Source organism: Pseudomonas sp. LTR0 (assembly GCF_036630035.1).
GTDB classification, from domain to species: domain Bacteria; phylum Pseudomonadota; class Gammaproteobacteria; order Pseudomonadales; family Pseudomonadaceae; genus Aquipseudomonas; species Aquipseudomonas putida_Y.
In genome coordinates, this window is sequence record NZ_CP123734.1 from 2,455,461 (window position 1) to 2,471,032 (window position 15,572).

General features: G+C 62.1%; 18 protein-coding genes. 9 read left to right on the forward strand and 9 right to left on the reverse strand.

What is annotated here, in order from left to right:
• Nucleotides 1-214: 214 nt before the first annotated feature.
• From QCL51_RS11295 to mcpP, 3 genes are all read right to left on the reverse strand, one after another.
• Nucleotides 215-784 (reverse strand): AAA family ATPase, encoded by a 570-nt coding sequence (locus QCL51_RS11295; RefSeq protein ID WP_021782351.1) that lies wholly within the window; start codon nucleotides 782-784, stop codon nucleotides 215-217.
• Nucleotides 781-1,347, reverse strand: a complete 567-nt coding sequence (pnuC, locus tag QCL51_RS11300) for a nicotinamide riboside transporter PnuC (protein WP_021782352.1) — start codon at nucleotides 1,345-1,347, stop codon at nucleotides 781-783. Before pnuC ends, QCL51_RS11295 begins: the two co-directional genes overlap by 4 nt.
• Before the next feature lie 245 nt (nucleotides 1,348-1,592).
• A complete protein-coding gene (gene mcpP, locus QCL51_RS11305) occupies nucleotides 1,593-3,227 on the reverse strand; it encodes a methyl-accepting chemotaxis protein McpP (RefSeq protein ID WP_021782353.1) in 1,635 nt (544 codons plus the stop codon).
• 300 nt (nucleotides 3,228-3,527) lie between these two features.
• Between mcpP and QCL51_RS11310 the strand changes: the two genes are divergently transcribed.
• Complete coding sequence (locus QCL51_RS11310; protein WP_028697222.1) at nucleotides 3,528-4,358, forward strand: undecaprenyl-diphosphate phosphatase; 831 nt, start codon at nucleotides 3,528-3,530, stop codon at nucleotides 4,356-4,358.
• Nucleotides 4,351-4,764, forward strand: a complete 414-nt coding sequence (locus tag QCL51_RS11315; RefSeq protein WP_021782355.1) for a DUF1294 domain-containing protein — start codon at nucleotides 4,351-4,353, stop codon at nucleotides 4,762-4,764. Before QCL51_RS11310 ends, QCL51_RS11315 begins: the two co-directional genes overlap by 8 nt.
• Nucleotides 4,765-4,822: 58 nt before the next feature.
• On the opposite strand, the gene QCL51_RS11320 is transcribed toward QCL51_RS11315, so the two are convergent.
• Nucleotides 4,823-5,182: an MmcQ/YjbR family DNA-binding protein gene (locus QCL51_RS11320; RefSeq protein ID WP_338444855.1), complete on the reverse strand. Its 360-nt coding sequence runs from the start codon at nucleotides 5,180-5,182 to the stop codon at nucleotides 4,823-4,825.
• Nucleotides 5,175-6,077, reverse strand: a complete 903-nt coding sequence (locus tag QCL51_RS11325; RefSeq protein WP_021782357.1) for a LysR substrate-binding domain-containing protein — start codon at nucleotides 6,075-6,077, stop codon at nucleotides 5,175-5,177. The genes QCL51_RS11320 and QCL51_RS11325 overlap by 8 nt, the downstream gene beginning before the upstream one ends.
• Before the next feature lie 133 nt (nucleotides 6,078-6,210).
• Here QCL51_RS11325 and QCL51_RS11330 point away from each other — a divergent pair, with 133 nt between their 5' ends.
• A complete protein-coding gene (locus QCL51_RS11330; protein WP_021782358.1) occupies nucleotides 6,211-6,822 on the forward strand; it encodes an FMN-dependent NADH-azoreductase in 612 nt (203 codons plus the stop codon).
• Nucleotides 6,823-6,890: 68 nt separating this feature from the next.
• On the opposite strand, the gene QCL51_RS11335 is transcribed toward QCL51_RS11330, so the two are convergent.
• From QCL51_RS11335 to QCL51_RS11345, 3 genes are all read right to left on the reverse strand, one after another.
• Nucleotides 6,891-8,093 (reverse strand): FAD-dependent oxidoreductase, encoded by a 1,203-nt coding sequence (locus tag QCL51_RS11335; RefSeq protein ID WP_028697219.1) that lies wholly within the window; start codon nucleotides 8,091-8,093, stop codon nucleotides 6,891-6,893.
• Nucleotides 8,094-8,173: 80 nt separating this feature from the next.
• Nucleotides 8,174-8,773, reverse strand: coding sequence for a cupin domain-containing protein (locus tag QCL51_RS11340; RefSeq protein ID WP_017147667.1), 600 nt, complete (start codon nucleotides 8,771-8,773; stop codon nucleotides 8,174-8,176).
• A gap of 39 nt (nucleotides 8,774-8,812) precedes the next feature.
• A complete protein-coding gene (locus tag QCL51_RS11345; protein ID WP_053870399.1) occupies nucleotides 8,813-10,765 on the reverse strand; it encodes an FAD-dependent oxidoreductase in 1,953 nt (650 codons plus the stop codon).
• A 174-nt stretch (nucleotides 10,766-10,939) separates the two neighbouring features.
• Here QCL51_RS11345 and QCL51_RS11350 point away from each other — a divergent pair, with 174 nt between their 5' ends.
• The 6 genes from QCL51_RS11350 (at nucleotide 10,940) to QCL51_RS11375 (ending at nucleotide 14,979) form a co-directional block, all read left to right on the forward strand.
• On the forward strand, nucleotides 10,940-11,983 hold the full coding sequence (locus tag QCL51_RS11350; RefSeq protein ID WP_028697217.1) for an ABC transporter substrate-binding protein: 1,044 nt from the start codon (nucleotides 10,940-10,942) through the stop codon (nucleotides 11,981-11,983).
• A gap of 21 nt (nucleotides 11,984-12,004) precedes the next feature.
• Nucleotides 12,005-12,760 carry a class II aldolase/adducin family protein gene (locus tag QCL51_RS11355; protein ID WP_084850762.1) on the forward strand — a complete coding sequence of 252 codons (756 nt, stop codon included), beginning with the start codon at nucleotides 12,005-12,007 and terminating at the stop codon, nucleotides 12,758-12,760.
• A 162-nt stretch (nucleotides 12,761-12,922) separates the two neighbouring features.
• A complete protein-coding gene (locus tag QCL51_RS11360; protein WP_021782363.1) occupies nucleotides 12,923-13,807 on the forward strand; it encodes an EamA family transporter in 885 nt (294 codons plus the stop codon).
• A 69-nt stretch (nucleotides 13,808-13,876) separates the two neighbouring features.
• Nucleotides 13,877-14,197, forward strand: coding sequence for a YbjQ family protein (locus tag QCL51_RS11365; protein ID WP_021782364.1), 321 nt, complete (start codon nucleotides 13,877-13,879; stop codon nucleotides 14,195-14,197).
• Nucleotides 14,198-14,335: 138 nt separating this feature from the next.
• Nucleotides 14,336-14,524, forward strand: coding sequence for a hypothetical protein (locus QCL51_RS11370; protein ID WP_021782365.1), 189 nt, complete (start codon nucleotides 14,336-14,338; stop codon nucleotides 14,522-14,524).
• A 143-nt stretch (nucleotides 14,525-14,667) separates the two neighbouring features.
• A complete protein-coding gene (locus QCL51_RS11375) occupies nucleotides 14,668-14,979 on the forward strand; it encodes a hypothetical protein (RefSeq protein WP_021782366.1) in 312 nt (103 codons plus the stop codon).
• A gap of 46 nt (nucleotides 14,980-15,025) precedes the next feature.
• On the opposite strand, the gene QCL51_RS11380 is transcribed toward QCL51_RS11375, so the two are convergent.
• A complete protein-coding gene (locus tag QCL51_RS11380) occupies nucleotides 15,026-15,358 on the reverse strand; it encodes a hypothetical protein (protein WP_003253895.1) in 333 nt (110 codons plus the stop codon).
• Between the last annotated feature and the right edge of the window lie 214 nt (nucleotides 15,359-15,572).

Consider the following 15,572-nt stretch of genomic DNA (forward strand, 5'->3'; position numbering starts at 1 on the left):
TCAGGTCAGATAGTTAGGGCAAGAGGCTGACAAAATACGGCGCTTGCATGTCTCATTAGTGAAACAGCCTGCCTTGAGCGTTGCCGGCAAAGGCAGCAGCGGCCTTGATTGGAAGGGTTTTTGCAAGTGTGTTTCACGCGCTTGACACTGGCCCTGGGCGGGGGGGGAACCCCGCAATTTCGGGGGGTTTGCCCCAGCGGTATGTATCAGTGGTTTAACACTCGGTCGGGAAGGCTGGCGCATCGCCACCAAGCAGCGTAGCAACCGCTTGCAAGGCCAGCAATTGGCGCTGCGGCCAATTGCCATTAAGGATTTGGCGCGGCTGGTTATGCCGCTTCAGCCAGGCCAGGCTGTCGTCGAAAAAGCGTTGACGATCGCTGAGGTCGGGTTGGCAACGCTGGCCATCGGCAATCCAGTCCACCCCTTGCGGGCTGAGCAACAGGTGCAGGTCATAACGCCGTGCCAGCAGGGCTTCTTCCAGCCAGGTTGGGCAGTCGTCGAACAGCGCGCGGCTCCAAAGCATGTTGCTCAGCAGGTGGGTGTCGAGAATTAGCAGCGGTGGCGCCTGCTCGCGCGCACGGTCCTCCCATGCCAATTGCCCGCGGGCGATGGCGGGAATATCGGCATAGCAGGTGTCACGGCATTGCTGGTCGATGAAGTGGCGCACGTACTCGCCCACCACCACGCCACCAAAATGTGCCTGGATCACCCCGCTAAGCCAGCTTTTGCCACTGGATTCCGGGCCGCACAGTACCAGCACTTTCATGGCTTGTTGCGTACTCATGGCTGTACCAGCGCCGGGTCGCGGCGCCATTCCAGCCAGCCGCGTACAGCAATCAAGGTGAGCACGGCAAAGAAGCCTGCGGTGAAATACAGCTGCTGATGCAGGTATTGGCCCACATAGATGATGTCGACCACGACCCACAGTGGCCAGCACTGCAGGCGTTTCTGTGCCATCCACAGTTGCGCCACCAGGCTGAAGCCGGTCAGGGTGGCGTCCAGCCAGGGCAGGGCGGCATCGGTCCAGTTGGCCATGGCTGCGCCCAGGGCGGCGCTCAGCAGCACCCCGGCGGTCAGGCCGGTGAACAATGCCGGGCGTTGCAGGCGGGAGACCTGGCGGGCGTCTTCAGCGTGGTCGGGGCGTTTCCACTGCCACCAGCCGTACAGTTGCAGGATGGCGTAGGCCACTTGCAGCAACATGCCCGAATACAGCTTTACCTCGTAGAACAGCCAACCATAGATCAGCACCATGACCAGGCCGATAGGCCAGCACCAGGCGTTCTGCTTGACCGTGAGCCAGACAGCGGTTACGCCGAGGACGGCGGCAATGAGTTCAAGGCCGGACATCGGCGATCCTTGGAGGCTACGGGGGAGGGGCGCGATTGTAGCGGGTCGGCCGCGGAAGGTGTAGGGCGCAGCGGCGGGATGCCCCCTGGTAGGAGCGGGTTCACCCGCGAACACCGGCAGCGCCGGTGCCGCCCACCGCGTTGCTTCCTTCGCGGGCATGCCCGCTCCCACAGGCGCAGCGCAGGCCTCAAGGTCACTCGATACCTGCAGGAGCAGGCATGCCCGCTCCCAACAAGGGCTTGTTCTCAGACCCGGAACTGGCGCAACAACTGCTCCAGTTCCACGCTCAACTGCCCCAGCGCCACCCCGGCATCGCTGGACTGGCGCGCCGCATCGGCGGTCTGCTGCGACAACCCGGCGGTATCCAGTACATTGCGGTTGATCTCTTCGACCACATGCGACTGCTGCAAGGTGGCGCTGGCGATGGAGGCATTCAATGCGGTGAGGTTGTTAAGTACCTGGTTGATGGCGTCCAGGCTGGCGCCGGCCTCGCGTGCCTGTTCGACGGTCTGGCGCGATGCCTCGCTGCTGGTATCGATGGCCTTGACCGCAGCGTCCGACTGGCTCTGCAGGTGCTCGATCATGGTATGAATCTCGGCCGTCGATTGGGCTGTACGCTGGGCCAGCAGTCGCACTTCGTCGGCGACTACGGCAAAGCCTCGGCCTTGCTCGCCGGCCCGCGCCGCCTCGATGGCGGCATTCAGCGCCAGCAGGTTGGTCTGTTCGGCAATGGAACGAATCACGTCCAGCACGCCGCCAATGCGTGTGCTGTGCCCGGCCAGGTCGCGAATCACCTGTACGGCCTGATCGATGGTCAGCGACAGGCGGTCGATCTGCGCCAGGCTGCCGTGGATGGCCTGCTGGCCGTGGGTCACTTGTTGTTGTGCCGTGCGCATCTCTCCGGCGGCCTGTTCAGCGGTCTTGGCCACGTCCTGCACGGCGTAGGTCACCTCATTGACTGCAGTGGCCACCTGGTCCATCTGTAGCGATTGCTGGGCACTGCGCTGTTGTGCGGCACCCGCATTGTCACCGACGTGCCCGGCGGACTGGGCCAGCGCGTGGGCCGCGCCTTGCAGTTGGCCGACTACGCCTTGGAGTTTTCCGTTGAAACGGTTGAAGTGCTCGCCCAGGTGGGTGATTTCGTCGCTGCCATGGGTGTCCAGGCGCCGGGTCAGGTCGCTTTCGCCGCTGGCGATGTTGCCCATGGCCTGCACCGCTTCCTGCAGCGGGCGGGCGATGCTGCGGGCAATCAGCATGACCACCAGCGCCATCAGCAGGGCAATGCCGACGCCGACCAGCGAAGCGTCGCGCAACTGGCGAGCAAATTCGGCCTGCACATCATCCACATACACGCCCGAACCGATGATCCAGCCCCACGGCTTGAACAGCTGAATATAGGAAGTCTTGGCTACCGGCTCACTGGCGCCGGGCTTGGGCCAGCGATAGTTGACGGGGCCGGCGTCCTGCTGACGGGCGAGGGCGACCATTTCGTTGAACACGGCGAAACCATCGGGATCGCGGATGGCTGAAAGGTCCTGGCCGTCGAGCTTGGGGTTGGCCGGATGCATGATCATCTTCGGCCCCAGGTCGTTGATCCAGAAATAGTCGTCATGGTCGTAGCGCAGCGCGCGCACGACCTGCAGTGCCTGTTGCTGGGCGGCTTCGCGGCTGAGCGTGCCGGCAGCTTCCAGGCCTTGGTAATAGGCCAACACACCTGCGGCGGTCTGCACCACATGGCGGGTTTTCTCCGCCTTGGCCTGGTACAGGTCACCATGGATCTGCCGCAGCATCAGCAGGCCCAGTACCACCAGCATGGCTACCGCTACTACAAGGATCAGCCACAGGCGCCGACTGATTGACATCGATCTCAGAGTGTTCATCCATCAGCTCCCGCATTGTTCTTTTTATTGAGGTGCATCGAAGCATGCTTTGCAGCGAGCCCCCACCCGACTAATGGCTAAGTGCTATGTTGGTGATAGTCTGCCGCAGGTCGCGTAAAGCGATTGCAAAGGGGCTCTGTCAGGATTTCGGCCGCGCAAGATGAAACCTTTAACAGGCGTGAACTTTTCCACTGGCGTTGCGCCCAACAGTCGCTGTAAAACAGCCGGGCCATGTACGGCAATCTCAAGCAAATCAAGAACAAGGGGCCTGCAACAAGCAGCGCTTCATCCGGGGGAATGATGGATTTTTGGACTGCCTTCCAGGCAATCATCTTAGGCGTGGTCGAAGGGCTGACGGAGTTTCTGCCGATCTCCAGTACGGGCCATCAGATTATCGTCGCCGACCTGATCGGTTTTGGCGGCGAACGGGCCATGGCTTTTAATATCATCATTCAGTTGGCGGCGATCCTGGCGGTGGTGTGGGAGTTTCGCAGCAAGATTTTCGAAGTGGTCTTCGGCCTGACCCACCAGCCCAAGGCGCGCCGCTTCACGGGCAACCTGCTGTTGGCGTTCATGCCGGCGGTGGTACTGGGTGTGCTTTTTGCTGACCTTATTCACGAATACCTGTTCAACCCCGTCACCGTGGCGGCGGCACTGGTGGTGGGTGGCGTCATCATGCTCTGGGCCGAGCGCCGTGAGCACCGCGTGCAGGTAGACCATGTGGACGACATGCGCTGGAGCCATGCGCTGAAAATCGGCTTCGTCCAGTGCCTGGCGATGATCCCGGGCACGTCGCGCTCCGGTTCGACCATTATCGGTGGCCTGCTGTTCGGCCTGTCGCGCAAGGCAGCGACCGAGTTCTCGTTCTTCCTGGCAATGCCGACCATGGTCGGTGCGGCGGTGTATTCGGGCTACAAGTACCGCGACCTGTTCCAGCCCGGCGATCTGCCGGTGTTTGCGATCGGCTTCGTGACCTCGTTCATCTTCGCCATGATCGCCGTACGGGCGTTGCTCAAGTTCATTGCCAACCATAGCTACGCGGCATTTGCCTGGTATCGCATTGTGTTCGGCTTGCTCATTCTGGCGACCTGGCAGTTTGGTTGGGTTGACTGGTCCACAGCTCATGGCTGAGGCAATGCGCGGGCAACGGGCTGAAGGCGTGCGCAATGTGCGCCTGAAGCTGCTGCTGTTGGGCGTGCTTTGCCTGTTGCCCGGTTGGGGGGCGGCGCGCATGGCCTGGAACGATCAGACCTGGTGGCCGTTGGCGTTGTACCCGGCCATGAGCCTGATCAGCCTGTTGCTGTATTGGCAGGACAAGCAGCAGGCACGTACGCAGGCCTGGCGTACACCCGAGAAAGTGCTGCATGCCAGTGAGCTGCTCGGTGGTTGGCCGGGGGCGTTATTGGCGCAGCAACTGTTTCGGCACAAGACCCGCAAGGTCTCGTTCCAGTTGGTGTGCTGGGGGATTGTGCTGGTGCATCAGGTGTTCTGGGCAGACTGGCTGTTTCTTGAGGGGCGTTATCTGCCCTTTGGTTGATGTGCAGTTGTGCCGGCCTCTTCGCGGGTAATGCCGCGAAAGGGCCGGTACAGCCAGATCACATGACCAACCCCGTCTGCAATCGCTTGGGCAACCGACGCACTACCAGCTGGTGCGAGTGCTGCAACAGGTCACACAGTTCATCACGCCCCATGGGGTAGGGCGACGCCATGCTGACCCATCGCGCCCGCGCCAGGTAGGGTGCCGGCCGTATCCCGGGGCGATCGCAATAACCCAGAAACAGCTCGTCGGCCACCTTGAACGACAACCCGGCACTCGCCAGGTCGAGCACCGCGAACATCTTGTTTTCTGCCACCGAAAACACTCGGATGCCGCCCCATTTGTAGTCTTCCCGCGCACCCGGCAGGCTCAGGCAAAATGCCGCCACCTGGGCTTCGCTCATTTTCCGTTCAGACATACCGCTCTCCACAAGCCTCGAATGACGCCGCCAGGTGATCGATCCACACCCGGACCGCAGGCAGTAGGCCCCGCCGGTGTGGGTAAACCGCCTGCAGGTAGCCACCCGGCAGCGACCAGTCTGGCAGCAAGCGCACCAGTTCGCCGCGTTCCAGTTCCTCTTCACAAAACATGCTGGGCAGCGCAGTGAACCCCAGACCGGCACGTACAGCTGCATTACGTACTACGAAATCATCGATCGCCAAGCGCGGCTCCAGCGCTATTTCCTGCTGCTTGCCATGGGGGCCGATCAAGCGAAAGTGTACCAGTCGGTCTGCTTCGGCTGCGCCCAGCACTGGCAATGATGCCAACTCGCCCGGTTCGCGAATGTGGTCGGCAAAGCCGGGCGCGGCCACCAGTTGCATCTGTGCCTGGCGCAGGCGGCGGGTAACCAGGGCCGGGTCTTCGTCGCCCAGGTCGCGTACGCGCAACGCTACGTCAATGCCTTCGGAAATCAGGTCGACCCGGCGGTTGAGCAATACCATGTCCAGTTGCACCAGCGGGTACTGCTCAAGAAAGCGGCTGATCACATCCGGCAGGAAGGCGTGTGCCAGTGCCACCGGGCAGGAAACCCGTAAACGCCCGCGCGGCTCACTGCTCATGCTGGCCACGGTTTCGTCGGCGGCTTCGGCCTCCAGCAGCATGGCCTGACAATGATGCAAGTAACGTTCACCTACTGCGGTGAGCTTGAGTTGCCGTGTGGTGCGCTGCAACAGACGTGTGCCAAGGCGCTCTTCAAGCTCGGCGATACGCCGCGACAGGCGCGACTTGGGGATACCCAGCTGGCGCCCGGCGGCGGCGAATCCGCCGGCTTCGACGACGCGCGCGAAATAGAAGAGGTCGTTGAGGTCTTGCATGGGAATGTCTCACTGTTCCATCTGTGGGACAAACTAACGCATTTTCGCTTACTTATCAGCTATTGGTCACTTCGGTAGGATCTACCCCATCGTGATCGCCCACAGATGCGGTCTTCAATCACAGGAGAGTCCCATGAAACTGTTGCACATCGATTCGAGCATCCTGGGCGACAATTCCGCCTCGCGCCAGTTGAGCCGTGAAGTGGTCGAAGCCTGGAAGGCTGCAGACCCGAGCGTTGAAGTGATTTACCGCGACCTGGCTGCCGATGCCATTGCCCACTTCTCCGCCGCCACCCTGGTGGCTGCAGGCACCCCTGAAGACGTACGCGACGCGGCCCAGGCTTTCGAAGCCAAGCTCAGCGCAGAGACGCTCGAAGAGTTCCTGGCTGCCGATGCCGTGGTAATTGGCGCGCCAATGTACAACTTCACCGTGCCGACCCAGCTAAAAGCCTGGATTGACCGTGTGGCCGTCGCCGGCAAGACATTCCGTTACACTGAAGCAGGCCCGGAAGGCCTGTGCGGCAACAAGAAAGTGGTGCTGGTTTCCACCGCGGGTGGCCTGCACGCTGGCCAGCCGACCGGCGCCGGGCATGAAGACTTCCTGAAAGTGTTCCTGGGCTTCATTGGGATTACCGACCTGGAAATTGTCCGCGCCCACGGCCTGGCCTATGGCCCGGAGCAGCGCAGCCAGGCGATCGATGCTGCACAGGCGCAGATCGCCAACGAGCTGTTTGCTGCTGCCTGATCAAGGGAGCGGTTGGTTGCAGGCGTGGCCTTGTCGAAGCACAAGGCCACTCCAACCTGTAGAAGCGTTCAGGCCACCGGGATAAGCGGATCAGCTGCCGCCAGGGCCGCTGCCCGGTCAGCCGCTGGCGGATAAATCCACACTGAATTGATCTGGCGCTTCAGCGCCTTGGCTTCGGTCTTGTCCTCCGGTGGCGAAACCACACGGTCCCATCCTTCGGTGTACACCGCGCCCCAGGCCCCCAGGTCCAGGCACGTCACGTACTTGGGCTGGCTGTAAGCCATCGGTGCCACGCCCAGCAACTCGGCAGCGGCATTGTTGCCCGCATGGCGCCCCAGCGGAATCGCATGCTGGCACGACATCACGGCATGATTGCCAAGCGCGTCACAGGTGGCGTAAGCCACGTCTCCAGCTGCATACACGGCCTCATTGCCCTTGACCTTCAGGTTGCCATCGACATGCAAACGGCCGCGGTTGTCGCGCTCGCCGCTGATCTGTTCGGTGAGCGGGTTGGCCTTGAAGCCAACAGTCCAGACCACCGTGCTGGCGTCGATACGCTGGCCGTTGTCCAGCTGTACACCGGCAGGGTCTACCGAAACCACCGTGGCACCGCAAACCCACTCCACGCCCAGGGCCTCGCACGCCTGCTCGATGGCTGGGCGGATGCCGTCACCCAGGGCTGCGCCAATCCTGGCGCCGCGGTCGATTACCACTACGCGCAACGCGGCGTCTTCGCCCAGTATCGCGCGCAAGCGGGCCGGCAGTTCGGTGGCCGTTTCGATGCCGGTAAAACCGCCCCCGGCTACCACCACGGTATTGCGCGCCGGCGTGTTCGGCAGGCTGGCCAGCGACTTCAGGTGGTTTTCCAGGCGTGCGGCACTGTCGAGCTTGTCGACATCGAAGACATGCTCGATGCCAACCATGTCAGGGCGATCGAGCACACTGCCGCAGGCCATGATCAGGCGGTCGTAGGGCAGGGCGCACCGAGTGCCACTGCGGGTGCGATAGCCCACGCGGCGGGCCGCTTCATCGATATGGAATGCCGTGCCCGGCACGAAGCGGACATTTACAACATCGAGCAGTGCCTGCAGTGGTGCGGCCATGGTATGCACGTCTGGCTCGTAGAAGCGCGGACGCACATGCAGTTCAGCCTGGGGTGCGAGCAAGGTGACCTCGACGTCCTTGCTGGCGTTGAGGTCAAGCTGGCGGATGGCGCTGAGCGCGCTCCACAGGCCGGCAAAGCCCGCACCAATGATCAGGATCTGCTTCATGGTTGTGCTCCTTAGAAGTTCGGTGGACAAGGTAGACCGTGTTGCCGGTCAACGGTGTTACCAGTGCTTGCTGGAGTGCTTCAGAATGTTGGCGGCGTGATCACCCAGATCACCACGGCATCTACTTCACCGGGGTTGCCGTAGCGATGAGGTTCCTGGCTCGAGAAGCTGAAGCTGTCGCCTTCACTCAGTTGGAAATGCCGCTCGCCTACCCACAGCTCAAACGTGCCGCTGAGCAGGTAACCGGCTTCTTCACCGTCGTGGCTGTAACTTTGCTGGCTGTAGGTACCCGGAGGGAAACGTGAGTGCAGCATCTCCAGCTGGCGATTCGGCTGGGGGGTGAGCAGTTGATCGACGATGCCATCTTCGTAATGCACGCTCAGGCGGCTGTTGCGCCGCACCACATAGCCTTGGTCTTCGGGCGCGGTGGTGGCCTCGCTGGCGAAGAACCACTGGATGGTCACGCCCAGGCTGCGGGCGATGTTGAACAGCGCCGGGATCGACGGGTAGGAGAGGTTGCGCTCCAGCTGGCTGATGTAGCCTGCGGTCAGTTCACTGTGTGCGGCCAGCTCCGCCAGGGTCATGCCGCGGCGCTTGCGCAGGCCGCGGATGCGGGTGCCGAGGAACTGCGGCGCGGCGCCCCCGGGTTCGCTGGCGGGAGGCTGGGAGGGTTGGCTCATGCACGTCGGTCCATCGCAAAAGCCGCAGTATGTACAGCCTCAGAGTGCCCAGGCAACCGTCAGACCATCGTGAATCGCTTCTTCGGCCGTGCGCGGCGCCAGGCAGTCGCCAATCCGCCGCACGTCCACCACACCAGCCAGTTCAGTGGCCAGGCGGTCTTGAGGTTGATGCCCCATGCACAGCACCAGGGTGTCGATATCTTCGAAGATCATCGGATCGCCGCTGGCGGTGTGCTGCAGGTATACCGTGTTGTCGTCGCAGCCATAAAGGCGTGCGTATGGGGTGACAGGGATACCCAGGCGATGCAGCTCGCCGGCCAGTTGGTCACGTACATAAAGCGGCAGGCTCTCGCCGCAATGAGTGCCGTTGACCGCCAACTGAACCTGATGGCCTTCGCGCACCAGGCGTTCGGCGATACCGGGGCCGATCCAGTCACAGCGCCAGTCGATCACCAGCACCGAACGCCCGGGTTTCGCCTCGTTGCGCAACACTTGCCAGGCGTCCACTATCTGAAGTTCGCCGGTACGCTCGAACGCAGGCCAGTAGGGGATGGCGCCGGTAGCAGCGATGACCAGATCAGGGCGCTCACGTTCGACCAGTGCGCGGTCGACCCGGGTGTTGCGCACCACTTGTACCCCCGCCAAGGCCATTTCCCGTTGCAGGTTGGTGCTGGCACCCCCGAACTCGCTGCGCCGTGGCAGCAGCTGGGCGAGCAGCACCTGCCCACCGAGCTGCGGACCCGCCTCGTACAGAGTGACCTGGTGCCCGCGCGCAGCGGCCACGGCCGCGGCCTTCATGCCTGCAGGCCCACCGCCGGCGACCATTATGCGCTTGGGTGAGGAAGTGGGCGTAAGGTGCCCGTACTGTAACTCTCGGCCGGTTTCCGGGTGCTGGATGCAGGAAATGGGCAAGCCACGATGGAAATGGCCGATGCATGCCTGGTTGCAGGCGATGCAGGCGCGCACGTCTTCGACCTGGCCGCGTTTGGTTTTGACTGGCATCAACGGGTCGCAGATCAGCGCCCGGGTCATGCCGCACACATCAGCCTGGCCGCGAGCCAGGATCAGCTCGGCTTCCTGAGGCTGGTTGATGCGCCCGGTGACGAACAGGGGGATAGCCAGCTGTCGCTTGAAGGTGCCAGCCTCGCGGGCCAGGTACGCGGGTTCGATAGCCATTGGCGGGACGATATGGACCGCGCCACCCAGCGAGGCCGAGGTGCCGGCGACGACATGCAGGTAGTCGAGCTGGCCCTGCAAGGCCACGGCAGCAGCCAGTGACTCGTCTTCGCTCAGGCCTTGGCTGTCACGCTCGTCAGCGCTGATGCGCAGGCCAATGATGAACTGCTCATCGGTGGCGGCACGTACCGCGGCCAGCACTTCGCGCAAGAACCTCAGGCGCTGATCCAGATCGCCGTTGTAGCCATCACTGCGTACGTTTACCCGCGGGTTGAGAAACTGCGCGGGCAGGTAGCCATGACTGGCCACCACCTCGACGCCATCCAGCCCGGCCTGGTGCAGGCGGCGGGCGGCGCTGGCGTAGCCCTGGACGATTTCGTCGATCATTGCCTGGTCCAGCGCGCGCGGCATCACCCGGAAGCGCTCATTGGGCACCGCAGAGGCCGAGTAGGCTACCGCCAACAGGCCGTCTGCCGACTCCATGATCTCCCGCCCGGGGTGAAACAGTTGCGACAGCACCACGGTGCCGTGCGCATGGCAGGCCTCGGCAAGCTGGCGGTAGCCGTCGATGCAGGCATCGTCAGTGGCCATTAGCACATGCGAGGTGTAACGGGCACTGTCGTGCACCCCGGCGACCTGCAGCACGATCAAGCCGACGCCACCGGCAGCACGGTCGCGCTGGTAGGCGATCAGTTTGTCGTTGACCAGGTTGTCGGTGGGTAGGCAGGTGTCGTGCCCGGTGGACATGATGCGGTTCTTCAAACGTTTGCCGCGAATCTGCAAGGGCTCGAACAGATGAGGGAAGGCGGTCTGCATCACGTGGCTCCGGTACAGGGTTGTTATTTTTCCTTATAAAAGTGTAGCAATAGTAAAAAATCAACTTGTTTTTTTACTGGCGTCTGTCTAGGTTTTCCTCACTCGCATGGCGAGGGTGTGACCTCAGAACAACAAGAAAACGGGCCCGTCGGGCACCGGCAGGAGGAAACTACGATGCAGCTATTTCCAGGAGTGACCGGCCTTTGTGCAGCCTTGCTGGCCCTTGGCCTGGGCACTGCGCAAGCTGCGCAGCAGATGGTTGTGGTCGGTTATGGCGGCGCGGGCCAGAAGGCCCAGGATGAGGCAATTTTCAAGCCCTTCATTGCCCAGGACGGCAGCCAGCTGATCCAGGGTGAATACAACGGCGAAATGGCACGGATCCAGGTCATGGCTGACACCGGCCACGTCGATTGGGACGTGGTGCAGATCGAAGGGCCTGACTTGATGCGCGGCTGCGACGAGGGGATATACGAGCACCTGGACTGGCAGCGCCTGGGCCATGCAGCCGAACTGATCCCGGAAGCCGCACAGGATTGTGGTTCGGCCGCGCTGGTCTGGAGCGTGGCTATTGCCTATGACCGCAACAAGCTGGCCCAGGCGCCGGCCTCGTGGGCCGATTTCTGGGACATCAACAAGTACCCAGGCAAGCGCGGCCTGCGCAAGCGTGCGGTGTACAACCTGGAATTCGCGCTGTTGGCTGACGGGGTCAAGGTCGAGGACGTTTACCGCGTGCTGTCCACGCCGGCGGGTGTCGAGCGGGCCTTCGCCAAACTCAGCGAACTCAAGCCCCATATCCAGTGGTGGGACGCCGGCGCTCAACCCGCGCAATGGCTGGCAGCCGGCGACGTGGTGATGACCTCCACCTACAGCGGACGAATTGCGGTGGCGGCGCAGCAGGGCAGCCCGTTGGCTGTGGTATGGCCTGGCAGCCTGTACGGTATGGACTATTGGGCGATCATCAAAGGCTCGCGGCATGTCGACCAGGCCAAGCGGCTGATTGCCTATGCCAATCAGCCGGATACCCAGGTGCGGTATGTGCAGCAGATACCCTATGGGCCGACCAATACCCAGGCCGCAGCCAGGCTTGACCCGGCGCTGGCCAACTGGGTACCCACTTCGCCACAGAACCTGCAAGGGGCGCTGGCCATGAACGTGGAATTCTGGGTCGATCATGGCGAAGAACTGGAGCAGCGCTTCAACGCCTGGGCCAGCAAATAGCGTTCGGTAAAGGAAAACAAGATGACTGCAACGGAACAAAGCCTGCGTCGGGAGCTGGCTGCCTGCTACCGGCTGATCGCGCATTTTCGCATGAGCGATCTGATCTTCACGCATATCTCCCTGCGTCTGCCTGGGCCGGAGCACCATTTCCTGATCAACCCTTATGGCCTGCTCTTCGATGAGATTACAGCTTCCAGTCTGGTGAAGATCGACCTGCAAGGGCGGCCGGTGGGCGCTGCCCGTCATCCAGTCAACCCGGCCGGGTTCGTCATTCACAGTGCCATTCACGCTGCCCGCGAGGATGCCCGGTGCGTGCTGCACACCCACACCCGAGCAGGTTGCGCGGTGGCCGCACTGGAGTGTGGCTTGCTGCCGATCAACCAGATGTCCATGGAGTTTTACGGCAATGTGGCTTACCACGGCTACGAGGGCATTGCGCTGGACATGGATGAACAGCAACGGCTGGTGGCTGACCTGGGCAACAAGCCGGTGATGATTCTGCGCAACCATGGGCTGTTGACCACGGGACGCAGTGTGGCTGAAGCCTTCCTGCGCATGTACTACCTGGAAAAGGCTTGCGAGATCCAATTGGCGGCGCAGAGTGCTGGGCAACTGATATTGCCGTCGACTGAAGTGTGCAGGCATACCGAGCGGCAGTTCAACGCGCCGGGGAGAGGCTTGAAGCAGGGGGAACTGACCGACCCGGATGCGCTGCAATTGGCGTGGGCGGCATTGTTGCGAATGCTGGAAAAGGTGGCACCTGGTTATCAGGATTGAACCTGTTCTTTGATTTGGCAACGTTGACGTCCAGCCGACAGTGGGCGGACGGAACAGTCACTGTAGTGCAACCATTGGTTTCAACTGTGCTGGTCCGTTTTTATGGAATGCCTTTATGCTGTAACGAAATATGTCTAAAAAAGCCTGCAGAAGGAAGTCGCAATGCCACTCAAGGACCTGCTTATCGCCCTGGTGGTGATTGTCGCCTGGGGAGTCAACTTTGTGGTCATCAAGGTTGGCCTCGACGGGCTGCCGCCGATGCTGCTGGGGGCATTGCGTTTCTTGCTGGTGGCGTTCCCGGCGATCTTGCTGGTCAGACGGCCCAAACTGCCATGGCGCTGGCTGATCGCTTACGGTGCGACCATTTCACTGGGCCAGTTCGCGTTCCTGTTTCAGGCCATGTACAGCGGCATGCCGCCAGGGTTGGCTTCGTTGATCCTGCAGTCGCAAGCTTTCTTCACCCTCGGTTTTGCTGCGTTGTTTCTCGGTGAGCGGCTGCGCCTGGCCAGCGTGCTGGGGCTGCTGGTGGCGGCCGGCGGCCTGGCACTGATCGGCAGCGAAGACGGCGGCCATGTGCCCATGCTGGCGTTGGTGCTGACCCTGTGTGGCGGTGCAATGTGGGGCCTGGGGAACATCATTACCCGGCGGTTCGGCTCGGTCGACCTGGTCGCGTTGGTGATCTGGGGTGGGCTGATACCGCCACTGCCATTCCTGGCACTGTCCTGGTGGCTGGAAGGCCCCGACCGCATTGGCCATGCCTTGGCCAATATCAGTTGGAGTTCGGTGCTGGCCCTGGCGTATCTGGCCTTTGTGGCCACCATGCTCGGCTACAGCCTGTGGAGCAAGTTGCTGTCGCGTCACCCGGCAGGCAAGGTGGCGCCGTTCTCGCTGCTGGTACCGGTGATTGGCCTGAGTTCGTCGGCTTTGCTGCTGGGAGAGCGCCTGACCGCCACTCAGGGCTGGGGCGCATTGCTGGTGATGGCCGGGCTGCTGGTGAATGTATTCGGTGCGCGCATCGGTCAGCGCTTGCGAGCTGCCAACGCGTAGGCGCTTAAATCTGCTGAGCTGCGCTCTGTTAGAATCGGCCTCTTTTTGTCAGGCCAACGGAGCGCATCCATGATCATTTCCACCACCAGCCAGCTCGAAGGCCGCCCGATTGCCGAATACCTGGGCGTGGTCAGTTCCGAATCGGTGCAGGGCATCAACTTCGTGCGCGATTTCTTTACACGGTTTCGCGACTTCTTCGGCGGTCGTTCGCAAACCCTGGAAAGCGCGTTGCGCGAGGCCCGGGAGCAGGCCACTGAAGAACTCAAGGCCCGGGCACGACAGTTGCAAGCCGATGCGGTAGTGGGGGTGGACTTTGAGATCAGCATGCCGTCGGTACAGGGTGGCATGGTCGTGGTATTTGCTACCGGCACAGCAGTACGCCTGAGGTAAAGCCTTCTGCCACTGGTCGGCTACAAGGTTCTTGTCCGGTCGGTCCGCAAATGACCAGCTAGTCTCACTCTCACAGGCCGCGTTTCCTGGGCAACTTGTCTGGTTGCCGGCGCGACCGCCACCGGAGGGACACTGGGCATGAGCGAATCCTTTTTCGAAGACCTGAACGATGCGTTCCCTATCAACAGCCAGGTGCGTTGCGGCCAGGCGGCATTTCGCCTGGGTTTCGCCCACATGACGCTGGATGATTCCGAACAGCTCCAGCCTGCACATTTGCAGCGCAGCAAAAAAGGCCGCTTCATGCCGCGGGTACCGATCAAGAAGTGAGCCCGCGCCTGCACACGCCCCCCGCCCAACGGCGGGGTTTTTATTGCCATTCGTTGATCCGCCTCATGGTATTGCCCGGTAGCGCTCGCCGGATGGCCCGGCCTGTGGTTTTCTGGCGCGGCATTCCAGCGACGGAGGATTGAATGCTCATGCGAGTCAGGGAAGAAACCTATTGGCAGTGGGCCGACGCACAGTTGCACAGCCGCTGCCACGACGAAGCACTCAGCGACGGCACCACACTGGACGTGCAGGTGCGCTTGTCGCGCCTGGGGGCGACGCAGTTGTTTCTGGGGGTGTACGCCGGGGATGGGCGGGCGGTGCTGGAAGAGTATTACCCGGCGCTGCCGGGCGAGACCATGACCCGTGCGCTGGTGTGGGGTGTCGACCGCGCCAGGGCGATGGCAACGGGCGCCTTGCCTTTGCCGGAAACCCGCTTGCAGCGGCGCCAGGCATGAAAAAGCCCGGCCTGTGCGGGCCGGGCTTTGGTAAGGGTGCGAACCCTCAATTCAGCGGTTCGATCACCTTGACTGCCTGCTGCTCACGGGCAGCGGGCCATTCTTGTTGCAGGGTCTGCAGCACGCGGCCGACGAATTCGGTGTCTGCGGCGGCTTTCTTGCCGACGTAGCCTTGGCCACGGCGGTAGACCTTGAAGCGGGCACGCATGCTGGGCAGGTGCTCTTCAAATTCATCTTCGACGGTGTTCGGTGGCAGGCGGTCGAGGCGCACTTCACCGGTTTGGCTAACCCACAGCAGATGGTCGTCAAGGCTGTCCTTGCGCACGGCAAACAGCTGGGCCAATTGGTCGATAGTCGGATTGTTGTTCAAGTTCATCATAAAGCCCCCATTACCCATTCATAGGTGATTTTCACAGTTGGCGCTATCACGGTGTAGCGCACTACCAAGGCTGCTACAGCAGCATCGCAACAGGGGCTTTCTCACGCTGCCTTTTGGACAGTTTCCCTCTCCACGGACGGCCTGCGTTACCGCGCAGGCCGTCTGGAACACCCTTGCCACCGCTCCCGATCGGGGAGACGGCTTCATCATGCCC